Raw genomic sequence first — 17,892 nt, forward strand, 5'->3', positions numbered from 1 at the left:
TGGGCGAATGGCTTCCGCCTGCCGCGGGCCCTACTTTTCTCTTGGGAAAAGTAGGCAAAACCGTGTCCTTCGCCAAAACTCGCTCGCCAGGATGCCTCCGTCCGGCCGCTCCGCTTCCGTCACTGCGTTGCCGGACATGTTGGCTCAGACAGTTGGCTGCGGACAGCTCAGGTGTTCCCTCTCCCCGTTGGGGGAGAGGGCTAGGGAGAGGGGGCACGGAAAGTGCATCAAACACGCCGCAAGTCATATTCCCCCAGCACTACACCCCGGCCCCTCAATCCGACTCCTCCCCCCCGGTTCCGGTTCCACTTTGATCTGCGTTCCAATCCGTTCCTTCAGCTGCGAGACATGCGAGATCACGCCCACCAACTTGCCGCTCTGTTGCAGGCCGGACAGGGCACTAAGGGCGGTATCCAGCGCGTCTTCATCCAGCGTGCCAAAGCCCTCATCCAAAAACAGTGAATCCACCCGGACGTTGCGGCTGGCCATATGCGATAGCCCCAGCGCCAGCGCGAGGCTGACTAGGAAGCTTTCGCCGCCGGAGAGGTTGCGGGTGGGGCGGATTTCGCCGGTCTGGTAGTTGTCCATGACGTTCAGTTCCAGCGGCTGGCTGTCGTCGCGGACCAGCAGGTAGCGGTCGCTGAGTTTTTGCAGCTGGCGGTTAGCGTGGTGGATGAGGATGTCGAACGTCAGGCCTTGGGCGAAGTTGCGGAATTTCTTGCCGTCGGCGGCGCCGATCAGGTCGTTGAGGCGGCCCCAGCGGGTGACGTCGCGCTGGCGGGCGGCAATGGCGTCCACCAGCGACTGGCGGCTTTGTCGCAGCTCGGCGTTGTCGCGCAGTTGCTGCTGCACCGCGCCGATGGCCTGCTGCAAGGCGGTCAGGCTGTCCGTGGCGGCCGTCAGGGCGGCGTTCAGCTCATTGGGCTGGCGGTCGGTCAGGGCGCGGGCCTGTTCGGTCTGCAGTCGGGCTTCGGTTTCGCGCAGGCGCGTTTCCAGTTGCAGTTGACGGCGGTTGAGGTCGTCGGCGCGGTTAGCCAGCGCGCGACGTTCCGTTTCCGGCAGGCAGGCGGCGCGATAGGCGGCTTCATCGGTCAGTCCGGCTACGGTCAGGCGTTGACGGAACGTGGCGTCCGCAGCGGCCAGCGCCGGTTCGCGTTGGCGGAGGATGGCGTCCAGTTCACCCAGGCGGGTGTGCAGGTCGCGGACGGCCTGTTCGGCCTGCTGGTGGGCGAGGCTGGCGGCGCGGTGACGGCTGTCGACGTCTTGCAGGGCTTGGGTGGCCTGCGTTTCGGCCAGATCGGCATCGCGGTCGCCGAACAGGTCGCGGCGCTGATTAGCCAGCGCTTCCGCGTCCGCCTGCAGGCGCTGATGCTTGTCGGCGGCATCGCGGCTTTGCGTTTGCAGGTTAGTCAGGGTGGTTTCGGAGTGCTTCAGGCTTTCCGCCAGCAACTCGCGCTGCCGGGTCAGGCGCTGGCTCTCGGCGGATTGCCGGAGATAGTCCTCGCTCTGCCGACGCAGGCTTTCCAAGGTTTCGGCAGGACGCTCCAGGCACTCCTCCCCTCGCCCGCATTCGGTCAGCAGCCCCAGCAGGCGTGTCCGCTGCTGGTTCACGGCGTCTTGCCGGGAAACAGCCTCCCCTTGCAGGCGCTCGATCTCGCGCTGCAGCTGGGTCAACTGACTTTCCGCCGCCAGCTGCTGCCGGGCGGCGGCCTCGGCTTGCGCCACTGCCGTCCGCAGGACGTCCTCGCCGCGCATCAAGGCCTGCTGTAGCCGGTCGAGCGCCGTCAGCCGGTCACTGAACTGCGCGATCTCCGCCTTGATCCGCTCCAGTTCGGCAACAATGACTTCCCCGTCGTCCGCCAGCGACAACGCCGCCAGATCCGCATGGACCTGCGCCTGCACGGCGGCGAAATCGGCCTGCCAGCGCGCCTGCTTTGCCGCTAGCCGCTCCAATGCATCGCGGGCCACGTCCTGCCGTGAGTCGCCGTCCGCCAGTTGCTTCAGGGCGTCGCTTTCTTCCCGACGCGCCCGCGCCAGTGAATCGCGGGTTTCGTTGGCCGCCGGGACATTGCCCCGCGCCCAGGGATGTTCCTCCGAGCCGCACAGCGGACAAGGTTCCCCGTCACGCAGGTGCTGCCGCTGTTCTTCCAGACCATGAATGCGCGCCAGCAATTCCAGCTGCGTTTCCAGCAGGCCGCGCTGGGTCGTCAGGGCGTCCACACGGGCCTGTACGAGGGAACGTTGCTGTTGCCAGTCCGCCAGCGTCTTCGCATGTACCGCCTGTTCTGCGGCCAGCACCTCGCCCTCGCGCTGCGACTGATGCAGGCGCTGGCGGTCTTTCTGCAAAGCGTCCAGCCGGTTTTGACGACCGTGAAGTTCCAGCAGGCTTTCCCGCCAGTCTTCCTGACTGCGTCCCGCCAGCCGCGCGTCACGGTCGGCCTTCACCTTGTCCAGCCTGGCCTGCACTTCCAGCCGTCGCGCCCCGGCGGCGGTGACAGCCTCCACGCAATGCGCCCGTTCGGTCTCGCGTTCCGGCAACGCTTGCTGTTGTTGCTGAAGCTGCTGCTTCAACCCGGCCAGACCGCGTTCGGCCTCCGCCAGTTGCCGCCATTCCGTTTCCAGTACCGGCAGACGGCGTTCCAGTTCGGCGTCGGCGGCGTGGTCGGCCAACCAAGTATTCAGACGGGTCTGTGTCGTCGATGCCTCATCCAGCTCAGTACGAATGCGGGTCAGCGCGGCCTGATGTTTCCCTTGGTCACTTTGCAGCCGCGCCAGTTCCTCCCCCGCCGCATCGAGGTTCTGCCGCGCCCCCCGCTGCTGCACATCCAGCGCCCGCACGGCCTTCAACACCGGCTGCAACGCGGTCAGTTGCTGCTGCGCGGCGTCACGCGCCTGCTCCGCTGTCGCCAACTGCGCCGCCGCTGCCTTGACCTGCGCTTCCCGCTCCGGCAATTCCTGCCGCCAGCGTTGCTGCTGTTGCCGGTCGCGCTCCTGTTCCCGGCGCAGGCCGTCCAGCACGGCATGGTCGGCCGTCAATTCCAGCGCCTTTTGCGCCAGCGCCAGCCGTTCCTGCTCCAGGGTGAATGCTTCCACTTCCACCGCCAGCGCCGTTTGCTGCTGGCGGGTTTCATCCAGCGTGCTTTCCAGGGTCGCCAGCGTTTCCGTCCACGCCAGCGCCTCGCGCAGGGTCCGGGTTTCCGCCGCCAGCCCCTCTGCCTGAGTACGTTGCGCGGCCAGCGTCGTTTCCAACGCCGCCAGTTCGTCGTCGCCCAGCAAGGTCAGGCCGGACAGTTCAGCCTGCAACAGCCCCAGCTTCTGCTTTTCCTCGGCATGACGCTGGTAGGTCAGGCGGGAAATCTCGCTGTAGATGGCCGTGCCGGTAATCTGCTCCAGGATCGGTGCGCGCTCCCCGGCCCCGGACTGCAAAAAGGCGGCAAATCCGCCCTGCGCCAGCAGCATGGCGCGGGTGAATTGCTCGAAACCCATGCCGGTGCGCGCGGTCACCAGCTCCGGCACCTCGCTCACTTTCGACGAAAGGATTTCCCCGGTCACGGCATCGCTGATTTCATGCTTGGCGGCCTGCAACTCGCCGGTAACCTTGCCGTGGGCGCGGCGCTGGCTCCACTGGCAGCGGTAGCGGCCGCTGCCGGTTTCAAACACCACTTCCGCCAGACAGTCGGCGGTGCGGCGCGAGAGGATGTCGTTGCCGCTCTTGGTGATCCGGCCCAGACGCGGCGTCTGCGCGTACAGCGCCAGGCAGATGGCGTCGAGGATGGTGCTCTTGCCCGCGCCGGTGGGGCCGGTAATGGCGAAGATGCCGTCCGACACATAGGCCGGATGCGTCAGGTCGATGCACCACTCCCCGGCCAGGGAATTCAGGTTCTTGAAGCGGATGGTCAGGATGCGCATGCCGGTGTTCCCCTATTCCGCCTGAAGATCGGCTTCCTGCAAGGCTTGCAGGATCTCGCCGAAGCTTTGTGTCAGTTCCCCGCGCTGCTCCGGCGGCACCTGCCCCGCGTCCAGGCAGCGGGCGAACACCTCGTCCGGCGACAGGTCGTCCAGCGTCTCGTCCTGCGCCTGCCGGTTCAGCACCTGCCAGGCCTTGCGGGCATCGCGTGCCTTCAGCACTTCCAGCGTCGACCCCGCAATCAGGCCATCCAGCCGCTCGCGCAGATCGTCGATCACCTCGTGGCCGGTGTGCGTCACTTCCAGCCACACCGCCTCGCCTTCCGCTTTCAGGGCCGTCAGCTGCGCCTCAATCTGCGGCCAGTCGCCCGTCACCCGTTCCAGCCTTTGGAACACCGGCACTGGCAGCAACCTCACCGTCTTCTCCGGCACGAATTCCACGATGCACACCTGTTTGGCCTGCGCCGCCTCGCCAAAACCCATCGCCAGCGGCGAACCGCTGTAGCGCACGCATTCCCGCCCGCCCACCGGTTGCGGCACATGCAGGTGCCCCAGCGCCACATAATCCAGCGCCTCGGGGAAGATGCCTGCCGTCACATGCGCCAGCGAGCCCACGTACAGCTCGCGCACGCCGTCGCCGTCCACCGTCTGCCCGCCCGCCGTGAACAGGTGGCCCATGCCCAGCACCGGCACGGGTTGCGGCAAGGCGGCGTTCAGTTGCAGCGCCGCTTCCACCACCGCCGCGTAATGGCGCTGGATACCCTCCGCCAGCTTGCGCTCCTTGTCTTCCGGGCTTTCCCCGGCCTCGGCGCTGCGCAGGTCGCGGTCGCGCAGGTAGGGCACGGCGCAGACCAGCAGTTCCACCCGGCCTTCAGCATCGCGCAGGGTAATCACCTCGTCCGCCGGGTTGTCGGTGGCCGCGCCCACCACATGCACATCCAGCATTTTCAGCAACTCGGCGGGGGCGTTCAGGAAGGTGGGGGAATCGTGGTTGCCGCCGATCACGACGACATGACGGCAGCCGGTTTCCGCCACGCGGCGCAGGAAACGGTAGTACAGTGTCTGGGCGGCATTGGAGGGCGTGGTGGTGTCGAAGATGTCCCCGGCCACCAGCAGCACGTCGATGCCTTCGGCGCGCAGGGTGTCCAGCAGCCAGTCGAGGAAAGCTGCGAATTCAGCGTAGCGCTTGCGGCCATAGAGCAAGCGGCCGAGGTGCCAGTCGGAGGTGTGCAGCAGGCGCAATGTCTTCGTCATCGTTGTTCTTGTTCCCGTGATTCATTCCGGCGGCTTCAGATAGCCCAGCGTCCAGCCGATCCAACTGCCGACCAACGCTCCCTCGGCGCTGACAAAACTGCCCGCCACCACACCCAGCAGGCTGCCCGCCACGGCGTTCTCGATGCGCGCCCACAGACGACCGCCGCGCGACAGCGGCGCCCGCACCTTGCCATGTTTCGCCCGGGCGCTGCGCGTGCTCTTGCTGCCCTTGGCGCGATTGCAACCGATGCAGGCCGGATACAGGTTGGTCAGATGATCGCTGCCGCCCTTGGCGCGCGGGATGGAATGCTCCACTTCCCACGCGCCGCGCAGGTCCAGCCGCCCGTAATTCGCCCACACCACCTTCTTGTGGCAGATATGACAGCGCCCGGACGTGCGCTCATAAATCCGGCGCAGCCGCTTTTCCTGATAAGCCATGAATTATTAAAGGATTTTCGGTTATTTCAACCGTCCAGCCTAGCGGGGCTTTAGCGGAAATGCAGCCGGGGGAAACCGACAATACGACACAGGCTGTCGTTTATAAACGGGCCTGCCGCCTTTTCAGGCATTCAGACAGCAAAAAGGGCGCTAAAAGCGCCCTTCGCAGGTCCGGCCGGGGGAGCGGCGCACCGCTCCGGCAACTCAGCCTTCGTTTTCCGCCGCTTCCATTTCCATCTGCTCGTCGCAGAATTCCAGGCCGGTGCGGGCATAGGCCAGCAGCGCCTGCGGCAGCACGTCCTTGGCCACCATCGGCAGGTCGGCGGCCACGGCTTGCGGATCTTCCAGATGGTCCAGCACTTCCGGATAACCGGCGAACAGGCCGACCACGTTGATGACGTTGTTGATTTCATCGGACAGGTTGATTTCGGCATCCGCCACCTTGGCATAGGCCTCGCACACCTGGTCCCACACCTGTTGCAGCCAGTCGTGGCCAGCCAGGAAGCCCTGGCACCAGTCGATCAGGTCGACCATCAGCTCCGGGTCGGCATTGAAGGCGTAATCGGCGGGGATCGGGCTGGCATTGTCTTCCACCAGCTGCGCGGCGTGGTCGTACAAGGCAATGATGGTGCCCATGACCATGCCCGCCTCTTCCTCGTTGTGGAAGCGGGGATTTTCCTCGCCCTCTTCCCCTTCCCAGATCAGCGGCATCCACTCGTCCGGCGCCAGCGGCACCGGGCTGGCCAGCACCGCCCAGATGAAGCCGCGCAGCGCCGCCAGATTGAAGGTGTCGGGCGGGCAACGGTCGGATTGCAGGAATTCGTCCAGGGCAATGAGTTCCTGGGCGGAAGGCAGGTGGGACATGATGGTTTTCCAATCAGGGTAAAAAGCTGGCGGCTATTATGCCGCCTTTTGCCGGGCTTGGGCGAAGAAATCCGTCGACCGGGCGCGGATTACGCGCCGCAGCACTTCTTGAATTTCTTGCCGCTGCCGCAGGGGCACGGGTCGTTGCGGCCGACCTTCGGCTCTTCCGGATTCTGGGCGCGCAGACGTTCCAGCCGCAGCAGCTCGCGGCCGATACGGGCGTAGATACCCAGCGAATTCGGCAAAATGGAAGCGGCGATGGTCGGCAGGCGGCCGCGCAGCTCGTCGGGGTTGGGGGCCTTGGCCAGCGCGCCCTCCACATCGGCAAACAGGGTGGGAATGGCCAGCGCCGCTTCCACTTCCTGCTTCAGGGTCAGGTCTTCGCGTTTCTTCAGGTCCACCAGCCCCTCGTCCCACACATCCTCCAGCCAGCCATGACCCACCAGCAGGCCTTGACACCATTCGCGCAACGGCTTGCCGGTTTCCTCATCGTCGCTCCACACACAGTCGGCGGGCAACTTGAACGCCTCATCCTTCAGCGCGCGGTCAGTCAGGCCATACAGATAGACGATCACCTGCAACACATCCTTGGCCTGTTCGGGAATGCGCGCCATACCTTGGGGAGCATCGTCTGCTGGTCCCTCACCGCTATCGGCCTTGAGGTCATCCTCGCTGCCCCAGATGACCGGCAGCCAGTCGCTGGGCCCCAACGCGGTGGGGCTGCTGGCAACCGCGAACAGGAAGCCGCGCAACTGGTTGAACGTAAGGGTGCCTGCGGGGGCGTGCTCGGAGCGCAGGTGGTCCTGAAGGGCTTGCAGCTCCTCGGTGGGAAGCGGCAGCGGCTGGGGCTTGTTGCGTTTCATGAAAGTATCCGGGTGAATGCAGCCGGTGATTATAGCGGGTTGTCCCCCGGCTTCGTCAGCCTTCCACGATCACGTAATACTTGCGCACGGCTTCCAGCACTTCAAATACGCCGGTAAATCCCGGCGGAATGATCGCGGCTTCGCCGGGGCCGATGGTGTGGCTGGGGCCATGATCGGCGTGCAGGCGGACGCGGCCATGGATGATCTGGAAGAATTCCTGCTTGTCCGGGGCGAAGGCGATACGCCAGGCGCCAGGCTCGCATTCCCAGAACCCGGCGCTCATGGGGCCGTGGTTATAGCAGTCCCAGGTCTGGCGGGCTGGGTTGCCGTCGACCAAGCGGTCGGGACGGGGGAGGTCGAGGGTGGGGGCGGGATTGGGTAGGGGTTTACCGGCGATGAAAAGGGACATAAGTATTCCGGAGTTTAAATTAAAAGTTTGCCTGTGAAGGCGCGACCGCCCAATTGAACAGCCCGCCCGCCAGCGTGGTGTTTCAATCCACGCACCCGCGAAGGCGCGACGCAGCAACCGCTTTCCGTCATGCGATGCCGCCAGTTTCAATCCACGCGCCCGTGAAGGCGCGACTCAGCTCCGGGTGGTCCATGTTCGGGTTAGAGGTGTTTCAATCCACGCGCCCGTGAAGGCGCGACCCCCGTCATTCTGGCCGACGCCATAGCCGACATGTTTCAATCCACGCGCCCGTGAAGGCGCGACTTTCGCGGGGGCTTGGTACGCGCCGATGCGTGGTTTCAATCCACGCGCCCGTGAAGGCGCGACCTCATGCAGCGCCTTGAACACATCAACGACGAGTTTCAATCCACGCGCCCGTGAAGGCGCGACTCAACCTATCACCGCAACAAGGGCGAGGGCTGGTTTCAATCCACGCGCCCGTGAAGGCGCGACTTCAGCGCAAATCCTGAGAGAGGAAAACATCATGTTTCAATCCACGCGCCCGTGAAGGCGCGACCCGATGGGCGCGTGTTCCTGGCTCAAGATGCTGTGTTTCAATCCACGCGCCCGTGAAGGCGCGACCTTTCCGATCTTGTGGTTCCGCCTATATGACTGTTTCAATCCACGCGCCCGTGAAGGCGCGACTTTATCGAGGAAATATGCCGGAACTCCATTCCAGTTTCAATCCACGCGCCCGTGAAGGCGCGACGAATGGTGGGCGCGGCGGATCAAGACGGCGAAGGTTTCAATCCACGCGCCCGTGAAGGCGCGACTCAGGTGTGCTATGGCATTCGGAGATACGCCAAGTTTCAATCCACGCGCCCGTGAAGGCGCGACTTGTGTGGCGACGGTGCCGGAACCGTTCATCATGTTTCAATCCACGCGCCCGTGAAGGCGCGACGCGCTTTTCAATGCTGGCGTTCAGGCGATCAAGCAGTTTCAATCCACGCGCCCGTGAAGGCGCGACGTATAGCTACAAGAAAATCAGTGCAAAGACAGGTTTCAATCCACGCGCCCGTGAAGGCGCGACGTTTTCCGATTCGGCGGATTCGGTGTAGACCATGTTTCAATCCACGCGCCCGTGAAGGCGCGACATGCTATTACAACCCGGCAAACCTGACTTTTACGTTTCAATCCACGCGCCCGTGAAGGCGCGACTGTAGGCGGCGTCAGGCTCGCCAACTCCGTCTTCCGTTTCAATCCACGCGCCCGTGAAGGCGCGACGGTTGACATCAGGTGACGCACGGCAGGACGGCTGTTTCAATCCACGCGCCCGTGAAGGCGCGACGCCTGGGCGATTTCCAGTTCCCAACCGCCGAGGTTTCAATCCACGCGCCCGTGAAGGCGCGACCAAGCTGCGGGCGGGGAATCTGAAGTATCCGGTGTTTCAATCCACGCGCCCGTGAAGGCGCGACGCTTTTCCAGGTATGGCCGCAGATTGAACTTGTAGTTTCAATCCACGCGCCCGTGAAGGCGCGACTCTACTGCATACAGGCCAAATAACATGAAGCCAGTTTCAATCCACGCGCCCGTGAAGGCGCGACACATCGTGTGGAGCGGCAAGAAAGCGGTTCAGGTTTCAATCCACGCGCCCGTGAAGGCGCGACCGCTTGTTGTTGGAAACGTTCCGCGACTGCCGGTTTCAATCCACGCGCCCGTGAAGGCGCGACATCGGTCATTTTTCTTCACCTGTGCGGTGTGGGTTTCAATCCACGCGCCCGTGAAGGCGCGACATCAGCAACCGGGGGCAATGGCTTGTCACCCTGTTTCAATCCACGCGCCCGTGAAGGCGCGACCCGGCACCAATGACATGATCCGGCTGCCGGTGGGTTTCAATCCACGCGCCCGTGAAGGCGCGACACCCGATCGACACCACCCAGACCGTGACCGTGAAGTTTCAATCCACGCGCCCGTGAAGGCGCGACATGGCGACTTTCCGCCGCCGGGCCCCATCGATGTTTCAATCCACGCGCCCGTGAAGGCGCGACCAGCTGCAGCTTGAGGGTCAGTACAGCGACTGGTTTCAATCCACGCGCCCGTGAAGGCGCGACGCTCCGGTGGCGGGTTTAAGCCCCTTCATCGAGTTTCAATCCACGCGCCCGTGAAGGCGCGACGCGGATAAGTTGCTGTTCGACGAAGGCGAGAGAGTTTCAATCCACGCGCCCGTGAAGGCGCGACGGCTGTGCCTCTGCGCAACTGCCGGTCTGTCCTGTTTCAATCCACGCGCCCGTGAAGGCGCGACACGCAGGACTTGACTGCATTTGTGCTGGAGTTTGTTTCAATCCACGCGCCCGTGAAGGCGCGACCGGCGCAGCATGGGAGTTCTTCACCCCGCGCGCCGGTTTCAATCCACGCGCCCGTGAAGGCGCGACCCGATGAGCTTCACCGATGTCCTGCAGGTGATTGTTTCAATCCACGCGCCCGTGAAGGCGCGACCTCTACCGGCAGCGGCTGGATCTCGTTGGAGAGGTTTCAATCCACGCGCCCGTGAAGGCGCGACCCGAACTGCAATTCAACGTCATGCACGCCGGACGTTTCAATCCACGCGCCCGTGAAGGCGCGACCCATGTCGACGTTGTTGGAAACGTAGATAGCGGCGTTTCAATCCACGCGCCCGTGAAGGCGCGACCTGGTCGTCGATCCACAGCAGCACGGTCTGGTTGTTTCAATCCACGCGCCCGTGAAGGCGCGACTGACCGATCAGCATTTGTTGCAGGTCGGCAGCAGTTTCAATCCACGCGCCCGTGAAGGCGCGACACCCGGAAGACGACCATGACTGTTAAGGGTGTGTTTCAATCCACGCGCCCGTGAAGGCGCGACAGGCTGCTGGCACCACCACCACCTTTACCGACCTGTTTCAATCCACGCGCCCGTGAAGGCGCGACACCGATCTTGATCCGCTGATCCGTTTCGCTGGTGTTTCAATCCACGCGCCCGTGAAGGCGCGACCATCGGCCAACAGTTCGTCGCTGACGTACTTGTGTTTCAATCCACGCGCCCGTGAAGGCGCGACGTAACTGTAAGGGGTATCCGGCTGGGTGCGGATGTTTCAATCCACGCGCCCGTGAAGGCGCGACCGAGCGCATGATGTTCGTCTACCCGACCCAGAAGTTTCAATCCACGCGCCCGTGAAGGCGCGACCATCATCGGGCCGCCTGTCTTCGGGTTTGACAGGTTTCAATCCACGCGCCCGTGAAGGCGCGACCTCTGGCGCTGGATGAAGTCATCATGTTCATGATGTTTCAATCCACGCGCCCGTGAAGGCGCGACCGCAGCTATCGTTCTGGCCACCATGTACGCCGTGTTTCAATCCACGCGCCCGTGAAGGCGCGACGACAGCAGGATTTCCAACAGTTCAACATGCTGCGTTTCAATCCACGCGCCCGTGAAGGCGCGACGCGGCCGGTTTCCAGATCGTGGGATTCGGCGTAGTTTCAATCCACGCGCCCGTGAAGGCGCGACCTGCTTGTCGAGGCCAATCCGCGCACCACCTATGTTTCAATCCACGCGCCCGTGAAGGCGCGACCCTGTACTTCCACCGACCTCTTCAGCAGGTAATGTTTCAATCCACGCGCCCGTGAAGGCGCGACGAAGCGGGCCAGCTCGCACGTCAGCCGGGTCAGTTTCAATCCACGCGCCCGTGAAGGCGCGACGGCCGCATTCCAGCGCGAACCATGCCCACTTGCAGTTTCAATCCACGCGCCCGTGAAGGCGCGACCTCGTCCAGGCTTTGCGGAACGTAGGCGATGCGGTTTCAATCCACGCGCCCGTGAAGGCGCGACTACAAGGTCTGGGATGAGCACGAAGACCGTGACGTGTTTCAATCCACGCGCCCGTGAAGGCGCGACGACTTCAGATACGTCTTAAAACATTCCAAGGAGTTTCAATCCACGCGCCCGTGAAGGCGCGACCACCTACTTATAACACACTGTTTTCCCTAGATCATTTGCAAGGTTTTGAAGAACCATTACCGGCAAAAGACCTTTCGCCAGGTTAATGCGGATGCTTTCTAGACACATGACTAATCATTAACGGAAAAATACTGACTGCGAACATGACAGGATTTCACTGTCCGCTACAGGTTCGCAAAGTGACAAGCGCGCTAAAAGATAAGCGGCCCTTTAAGATCCAACGCCGGTTTTGCCCCCACATGCTCAACCCGACGCTCCCAGTTACTGCCCATGAAGTAGAAACGTAAACTGTCCGTTTCCAACCGCATCTCACCCACCAACTTATTCCGAATCATGACCCACTGGGCAGGGTCAACCTCAATCTCAAAAACTGAAAACTGCACTCGCTGTCCATAATCCCGACATATCTTGGCAATACGTCGCAAGCGCCTGGCACCCGCCTCATCCTGCAGGCTTACATCATAAGTCACCAGAACCATCATGCTGAAGCCTCCATGCTACTTCCACAGGAAAGGCGCATAACCATCCAGATCACCCCGCAGATGCCCCGCCAGCAACTGCGCCTGCAACCAAGGCAACTGGCCCACCGGAACTCGTTCCTCAAACCAAGGGTGCGTGATTTCTTCCTGTTTACGATCCTGCCAAGCCGCCAATAACGATTTCCGGGCGTCATGCTTAAGCGAGACAGCCCCGTTCGGCCAGAACTCAAAGTCCTGAACTCTCACCTGACGGCGATTAATCACTGACAACACAAAACGGTCCACCATAGCCCGGAACTCCTCCGCCAGATCCAGCGCAAGACTGGGACGACCAGGCCGAAGCTGGTGAAGGAAGCCGCACGCCGGATCTAGTCCGGTTGTCTCCAATGCGGAACGACAATCGTGAGTCAACAACGTGTAGAACAAAGACAACAGTGCATTGACCGGATCACGAGGAGGCCTGCGCTCACGGGTGGAAAACGTGAAATCCGGGTTTCGGATAAGCAGGGGAAATACCTCGAAATACAGCCGGGCCGCATCGCCCTCCCTTCCCATCAAATCGTCAATGCCAAGGCTTCGTGGCAACACATCCAGCCGATGGGACAATTGCTTGTCCGCCGTTTGCAAGGCGGTCAATGTCTCGACGGGAAGCGTATCGCCATAATCCCGCAGATAGCGCCGAACGACCGCTCTCTGGTTATAGACTTTTCCCGTCAGTAACGACTTGGCGATACCTACGCTGACTTCCGCATCCGCAGACAACAAATGCTGTTTTCGGCGAAGCAATACATTGCCGCTTACCGGACCCTCAACGCGAGCCAGAAACTTGCCGTGCCTATCCAGAAAGGTAATAGTGATGCCGTTTTTCGCGCAATGCGCCATCAAATAAGGGGAAACGGCCACCTGGCCAAAACACACCAGCCCTTGCAGCATATGAACAGGAACCCGGCCCACCGCTTTGCCATCCACGTTCATCACCAGATTTTCACCGTCCTTGTGCAGCCAGGACTCTTGCGTCTGCACATACAGCACATTGCGTAACGGGCGCATGCTTAATCCTCCTTAACCTGCCGGGCAAGCCAGTCCGCCACATGGACATGCCGCCCCAAACTTTGCGGCTGGCAAATATCCATCAGGGAACATCCCCGGCATTTACGAGGCTCATAGATGGGTGCCGGAGTCTGACCCGTACTGATAATGGCGCGGCATTCATCAATGGCTTGCAACGTCAGGTCACGCAATGCCTGATCGAACGTAACATCCTGCCGACGCCGTGTTTCTCCATAAAACAAGGCACCCGCCGAGATGGATTGCCCCAGCATTTCCTCCAAACATAGGGCCTGGGCGCACAACTGGACTTCATCGGCTCGGTGAGACTTCGGCTTGCCACGCTTGTACTCAATTGGAAACGCCGACTCCGGGCCGTCGTCATCGCGGTGGAATTCAACTACGTCGGCTATGCCTTCGATGCCCAAGCTCTCGGATGCCAACGGTAACGCGCTTACGGTGCGAATATTGCCCCGGCGCACCTGCTCACGTTCGTTGACCTTCTGGTGAAGCACTTGACCTTCGGCGGTGAACCGGTTTTCGACCCAGACGCCCTCCAACTCAATCAAGGCAAACTGACGGGGACAATACAAATAATGCTGAAGGCGGGATAAATACAGGGTTTCGTTCATCTTCCGCCCTCCTTGGCTGCTATCAGATTGAGCTCAAGGCTCTTGCGGAACCAGCCGGATTTCCAGTTTGCAGCCTACGGCTTGTGCATATTTTCGCAATGTCTCTATCGACGGAGAATGCTTGCCAAGCCGTTCCAGCCGGGCGATGGCCGGGGCTTGGGTATCCATGCGCGCCGCAACCTCGGCCTGAGTCAAACCGGCGGCGCTACGGGCATGCAGCATTTCACGCAACAGGGCGTATTTTTCTTCCAGGCCGTCATAGGCCTGCTTTACGTCAGCATTTTGCAAGGCCTTGGCCTTGAGTTCAGCGTGCGTCAGCATCTTTAACCTCTTGCAATCGACTCTGGGCTATCGGCAACTCTTTACGCGGCGTTTCCTGCGTTTTCTTGATGAAGCTGTGCAACATCACAATCCGCTGGCCCAGTAAAAAACAGTAAAACACACGGCCTATTCCTTCTCGTCCATGTGGCCGTAGCTCAAAAAGCCCATCGCCCATTGCCCGAGAAAACGGCAAGCGTATCGCAGGGCCCAGCTCCTCAAGCAAATCAGCCAACCTCAAGTAATCCGCCAGCACACCGGGAGGAAGGCTCAAAATTTCGGCTTGGACATCGTCCGAATAGTAATCAATAGTGTAGGACATGACATGCGAATTAACAAATTTGTTATCTTTTGAAGGATGGAAACGCCCTTTCAACTTTCTAAGAAGGGCGCTCCTGCATGTGATTAAAGCAGTTCCAGAACCTCGACGGAGGCCGGGATGGCTTCACGGTCAATCGTGACCTGATAGTCGCTGAATGCTCGTGCCGGGCTGGAGGCATCCGTCACTCGCTCCACGGTTACAGCTTCAAAAAGCTTGTGTGACGGTGCATTGCCCAAGGCATCCTGATGCTTGAAGACAATCAGCTTACGGGCCGACATTTCGCCACGCGCGGCGGAGTGGTCATGCTCAAACATCATTTGCAGCGCTTGCCACACAACCTGCAAATCCTCATCAGAGAATCCGGAGCGTTCGGCCAGTTTGGCGGAAATAAAGCCATGCGCGCGATACAGGCCATAGGGAATGATGTGCTTGCGCCCCATCGTGCGGTTATCACCACCTTGCGCTTCAGCCTCACGCTCGGTGGTCACGGCCATGCGCGTAATGGAGATTTCCAGCGGCAGTACCGGCTCAATGGATTTGGCAAATGAAATTTGGATCGGCCCGCGTACTTGCCCGGAATTAACGTCCGTCGTCATCACCGCGCCAAAGGTCCGCACATCAAAGAAATGCTGGCACATCCATTCGGTAATCGCTTTGGCTTTGTCCTGGTCCTTGGGCAGTTTTTTGGACTCGTGCTTCAATCCAAGCGCTTTGTAAGCCTCTAGGTTCTGGTTGTTCAGGACGGCTTTTTCCTGCATGTAGATGGCATACCCGGCGCTGTCTTCCTTAGCCAACTGCACAAAATTCCGGATTTTGCGCTTCAAACACACATCAGTGACCAGTCCCTGATTGGTTTCCGGGTCAAGGCGGGGCAAGTTACCGGCATCAGGGTCGCCGTTGGGATTACCGTTGGTGACATCAAACAGGTAAACGAATTCGTAGCGGTTGCTGATAGCGGTCATGATCAGTTCTCCTCGGTGTTGTTGGCGTTGGCTTCCGTTGCATCCGGTTTGCCGGCAAAGCGTTGCTGATGCTGGTGGTAGTAGCCGATGACAAACCGGCCCTGTTCCTCAAGTCGCAAATTGCGGGGGAAGGTTGTCCCCATGCCGTTCATGATTTCCCCCAGTGTCTTTTCCAGATTGACCGCCCGGCCGGGCTTGTCCTTACGGACTTTGCTCAGGTGATTCATGGTGTTTTTGAGCAGCAGCGGAAAGACCGATGCAGGTGTTGCTGACGCCGCGCCATAGTATCGGTCGCGGATCGTGGCATTGATTTTGTCGCCCAATGCCGCCTGCTGAATTTCCTCCAGCAAGGCGAAGAGGCGACCCAGCCGATAGGCGGTATTGGTTTCTTCAAGATCCAGACTCATGGGTATCTCCTTGTCCTGGCTTTGGGTTTTTCGGATTTTGCGATTTATGCAGGCTTTGCAGAGGGCAGCACGAAAGCCGTTGATCTGATGGTCGGCCCGAATTCGGGTAACAATGGAGGCCAATAGCGTTTGGGGATAGGCTCCCCCCGTGAGGATGGCCCGGGTCAGCTCACCGGCGAGTTGCGGCGGAATATTCTCCACCTTACCCAAAGCAGCCGTTTCGTAAAGCAATCGCCAAACAGCGGGTGATGTTTTCCACGGTAGCGGCAGGATCATCAGATCTCGGTAATGCCAAGCCAGACTGGCGGCCAGCACGCCCAAGTTGTCCGCGTACCAGAAACGCACCGAGATTCTGGCTGCGTTGGGGGACAACCCAAGAATGTAGAATCGGGTATTTTCATCCAGGTCGGGGCGCACCTCATGTAGCGGTCGCCCGGCGGCCATTTGCTGCATCGTGGAATATAAAGCCTGAGTCTCACTCTCGTCAGTGGGGCTGATGGCCATAGAGAAAAATGACTCTGCGGCCTCTGATGCCCAATCATCTTTTGCCTCCGCCCAAAATACGACGGAAGTATCTCCAACTCTTAATCTTTGATGGGATGCATCCGTTTTCCTAAGCAAATAATTTAGGGCTGCTGTATAGCGAAATGAAACCTTCTTGGAAACAGGAGCATTATTACCCTGATCCTTTCCGTAGGATTTGAATGCATCCTTGTTGAAAGAAACAATATCAGCACCGGAAGATTGGGCGTCCCAAACTCCTTTGATCGGCGGATGAATTCTCTCGATTGCATCCATCTCACCACTTACAAGGCACCTTCCTACTTGACCTGAATCACGACTCAATATGTCAATCCATATACTACGCGCCTGCTCACGATCATGCAGATACCCCTTATCACCATCAAGCCTGATCGCAAAAACCGCATCTTTCATATCAGCCGCAACAAAAGGAGGCTTATCAAAATCCTCCACTTTCCAAAACTCAAGAAATCTCAGAAAAGCCAACAGCCCATCATCTGTCACTTCGTGGAGTACCTCACGGTGAAATCTGACGAATTCAGCATGCTCTTTTTGTGTGCGCTCCGTGGGCTCCTTTGCAACCCCGAACAGATATGCGGTTTTATCCCACAAGAATTTTGCCCGAATTGCAGAGGCTGATTTCTCAGGCCTTGGGACCTCGACCCTTCTGGAAAATATCTTTTTCCCCTCAATGACTCTCAAATCATCGACTGAAACGACCTTCCCATCCTTCGAAATCACAACTGCATAATCAACATTTTCGTCCGTGAAACCATAGGGCGGAACTTTATTTGGCTTTAAAGCTAGCCTCTGATAATACCGATCCAACGCCGCCAAGATCATGACTTCATCTCCGAATAATCCGGAACCTCAATCACGCCATCAACCATCTCAGCCTTGAAAAACATCGGCGTCATCCCGTTCGCAAAATCAATATCCCCCAGCATCCAACCCAAATCCTTGGTCCCCAGCAGGCTGGCATCCGGATTCGGCAACTCGTCCCCTATCAGCAATTCAAAACTTGCCGGAAACTCCCGATTGCCCAAACAGGGTTGGTGGAAACACTGCCCCTTTTCCGCCCGCCGCTTGAACATCTCGGCATGCTTGGCCTCGTTGTCCTGCGGACCTGCCTTATCCGTCATCTCGAAATGCGCTTCAATCACATAATCCACATGCCGCAATACGGTTGCCGCTCGCTGTTGACGATCCTCATCAACATGTGTAACCAAATCGGCTAGCTGGCCGCTTTTCATCGCGGACTTCACATTGCTAGCCGAAAGCTTCCCACCCACCTCATTCCGCCGTATCGACTCAAACCGCACCGGCTTCAACACATAAATCCGGTCAATCACCCAACGGATGGCAGGCTTCCAGTGAATCGCCTCCAGAATGCCGCGCGCCGCAGAGGGCGTGATCACATCGTAGGAAACCCGCTCAACCTTCATTTCCGGCCGGGTGAAACAAGCATAGTCACCCCATATCCTCAGACGCACGCCATAGCTCATGTCCACACTCCTTA

14 protein-coding genes and 1 CRISPR repeat array are annotated in these 17,892 nt (G+C 60.1%); all 14 genes read right to left on the bottom strand.

What is annotated here, in order from left to right:
• Nucleotides 1-243: 243 nt before the first annotated feature.
• Nucleotides 244-3,909 carry an AAA family ATPase gene (locus EV700_RS13990; protein ID WP_130414875.1) on the bottom strand — a complete coding sequence of 1,222 codons (3,666 nt, stop codon included), beginning with the start codon at nucleotides 3,907-3,909 and terminating at the stop codon, nucleotides 244-246.
• A gap of 12 nt (nucleotides 3,910-3,921) precedes the next feature.
• On the bottom strand, nucleotides 3,922-5,160 hold the full coding sequence (locus EV700_RS13995) for an exonuclease SbcCD subunit D C-terminal domain-containing protein (RefSeq protein WP_207224691.1): 1,239 nt from the start codon (nucleotides 5,158-5,160) through the stop codon (nucleotides 3,922-3,924).
• A gap of 21 nt (nucleotides 5,161-5,181) precedes the next feature.
• Complete coding sequence (locus tag EV700_RS14000) at nucleotides 5,182-5,598, bottom strand: HNH endonuclease (RefSeq protein WP_130414877.1); 417 nt, start codon at nucleotides 5,596-5,598, stop codon at nucleotides 5,182-5,184.
• Between the two features lie 204 nt (nucleotides 5,599-5,802).
• Entirely contained in the window at nucleotides 5,803-6,462 is a 660-nt protein-coding gene (locus EV700_RS14005) for a YecA/YgfB family protein (protein WP_130414879.1), read from the bottom strand.
• 89 nt (nucleotides 6,463-6,551) lie between these two features.
• The gene (locus tag EV700_RS17110; protein WP_130414965.1) at nucleotides 6,552-7,325 is read right to left on the bottom strand and encodes a UPF0149 family protein; all 774 of its coding nucleotides are present in this window, start codon (nucleotides 7,323-7,325) and stop codon (nucleotides 6,552-6,554) included.
• Nucleotides 7,326-7,380: 55 nt separating this feature from the next.
• On the bottom strand, nucleotides 7,381-7,734 hold the full coding sequence (locus tag EV700_RS14015; protein ID WP_130414881.1) for a cupin domain-containing protein: 354 nt from the start codon (nucleotides 7,732-7,734) through the stop codon (nucleotides 7,381-7,383).
• Between the two features lie 79 nt (nucleotides 7,735-7,813).
• Nucleotides 7,814-11,684: a CRISPR direct-repeat array (repeat unit 31 nt; unit sequence GTTTCAATCCACGCGCCCGTGAAGGCGCGAC).
• Nucleotides 11,685-11,875: 191 nt separating this feature from the next.
• A complete protein-coding gene (gene cas2 / locus EV700_RS14020; protein ID WP_130414883.1) occupies nucleotides 11,876-12,166 on the bottom strand; it encodes a CRISPR-associated endonuclease Cas2 in 291 nt (96 codons plus the stop codon).
• A 15-nt stretch (nucleotides 12,167-12,181) separates the two neighbouring features.
• A complete protein-coding gene (cas1c, locus tag EV700_RS14025) occupies nucleotides 12,182-13,213 on the bottom strand; it encodes a type I-C CRISPR-associated endonuclease Cas1c (RefSeq protein WP_130414885.1) in 1,032 nt (343 codons plus the stop codon).
• Between the two features lie 2 nt (nucleotides 13,214-13,215).
• Complete coding sequence (cas4, locus tag EV700_RS14030) at nucleotides 13,216-13,842, bottom strand: CRISPR-associated protein Cas4 (RefSeq protein WP_130414887.1); 627 nt, start codon at nucleotides 13,840-13,842, stop codon at nucleotides 13,216-13,218.
• Between the two features lie 33 nt (nucleotides 13,843-13,875).
• On the bottom strand, nucleotides 13,876-14,163 hold the full coding sequence (locus EV700_RS14035; RefSeq protein ID WP_130414889.1) for a helix-turn-helix transcriptional regulator: 288 nt from the start codon (nucleotides 14,161-14,163) through the stop codon (nucleotides 13,876-13,878).
• On the bottom strand, nucleotides 14,147-14,482 hold the full coding sequence (locus EV700_RS14040; protein ID WP_130414891.1) for a type II toxin-antitoxin system RelE/ParE family toxin: 336 nt from the start codon (nucleotides 14,480-14,482) through the stop codon (nucleotides 14,147-14,149). The genes EV700_RS14035 and EV700_RS14040 overlap by 17 nt, the downstream gene beginning before the upstream one ends.
• Before the next feature lie 83 nt (nucleotides 14,483-14,565).
• Nucleotides 14,566-15,444, bottom strand: a complete 879-nt coding sequence (cas7c, locus tag EV700_RS14045; RefSeq protein WP_130414893.1) for a type I-C CRISPR-associated protein Cas7/Csd2 — start codon at nucleotides 15,442-15,444, stop codon at nucleotides 14,566-14,568.
• A 2-nt stretch (nucleotides 15,445-15,446) separates the two neighbouring features.
• Nucleotides 15,447-17,216 (bottom strand): type I-C CRISPR-associated protein Cas8c/Csd1, encoded by a 1,770-nt coding sequence (gene cas8c, locus EV700_RS14050; protein ID WP_130414895.1) that lies wholly within the window; start codon nucleotides 17,214-17,216, stop codon nucleotides 15,447-15,449.
• Nucleotides 17,213-17,878, bottom strand: coding sequence for a type I-C CRISPR-associated protein Cas5c (gene cas5c, locus EV700_RS14055; RefSeq protein WP_130414897.1), 666 nt, complete (start codon nucleotides 17,876-17,878; stop codon nucleotides 17,213-17,215). Before cas5c ends, cas8c begins: the two co-directional genes overlap by 4 nt.
• Between the last annotated feature and the right edge of the window lie 14 nt (nucleotides 17,879-17,892).

It is taken from the genome of Fluviicoccus keumensis (assembly GCF_004217445.1).
In the GTDB taxonomy this organism is placed as follows: domain Bacteria; phylum Pseudomonadota; class Gammaproteobacteria; order Pseudomonadales; family Moraxellaceae; genus Fluviicoccus; species Fluviicoccus keumensis.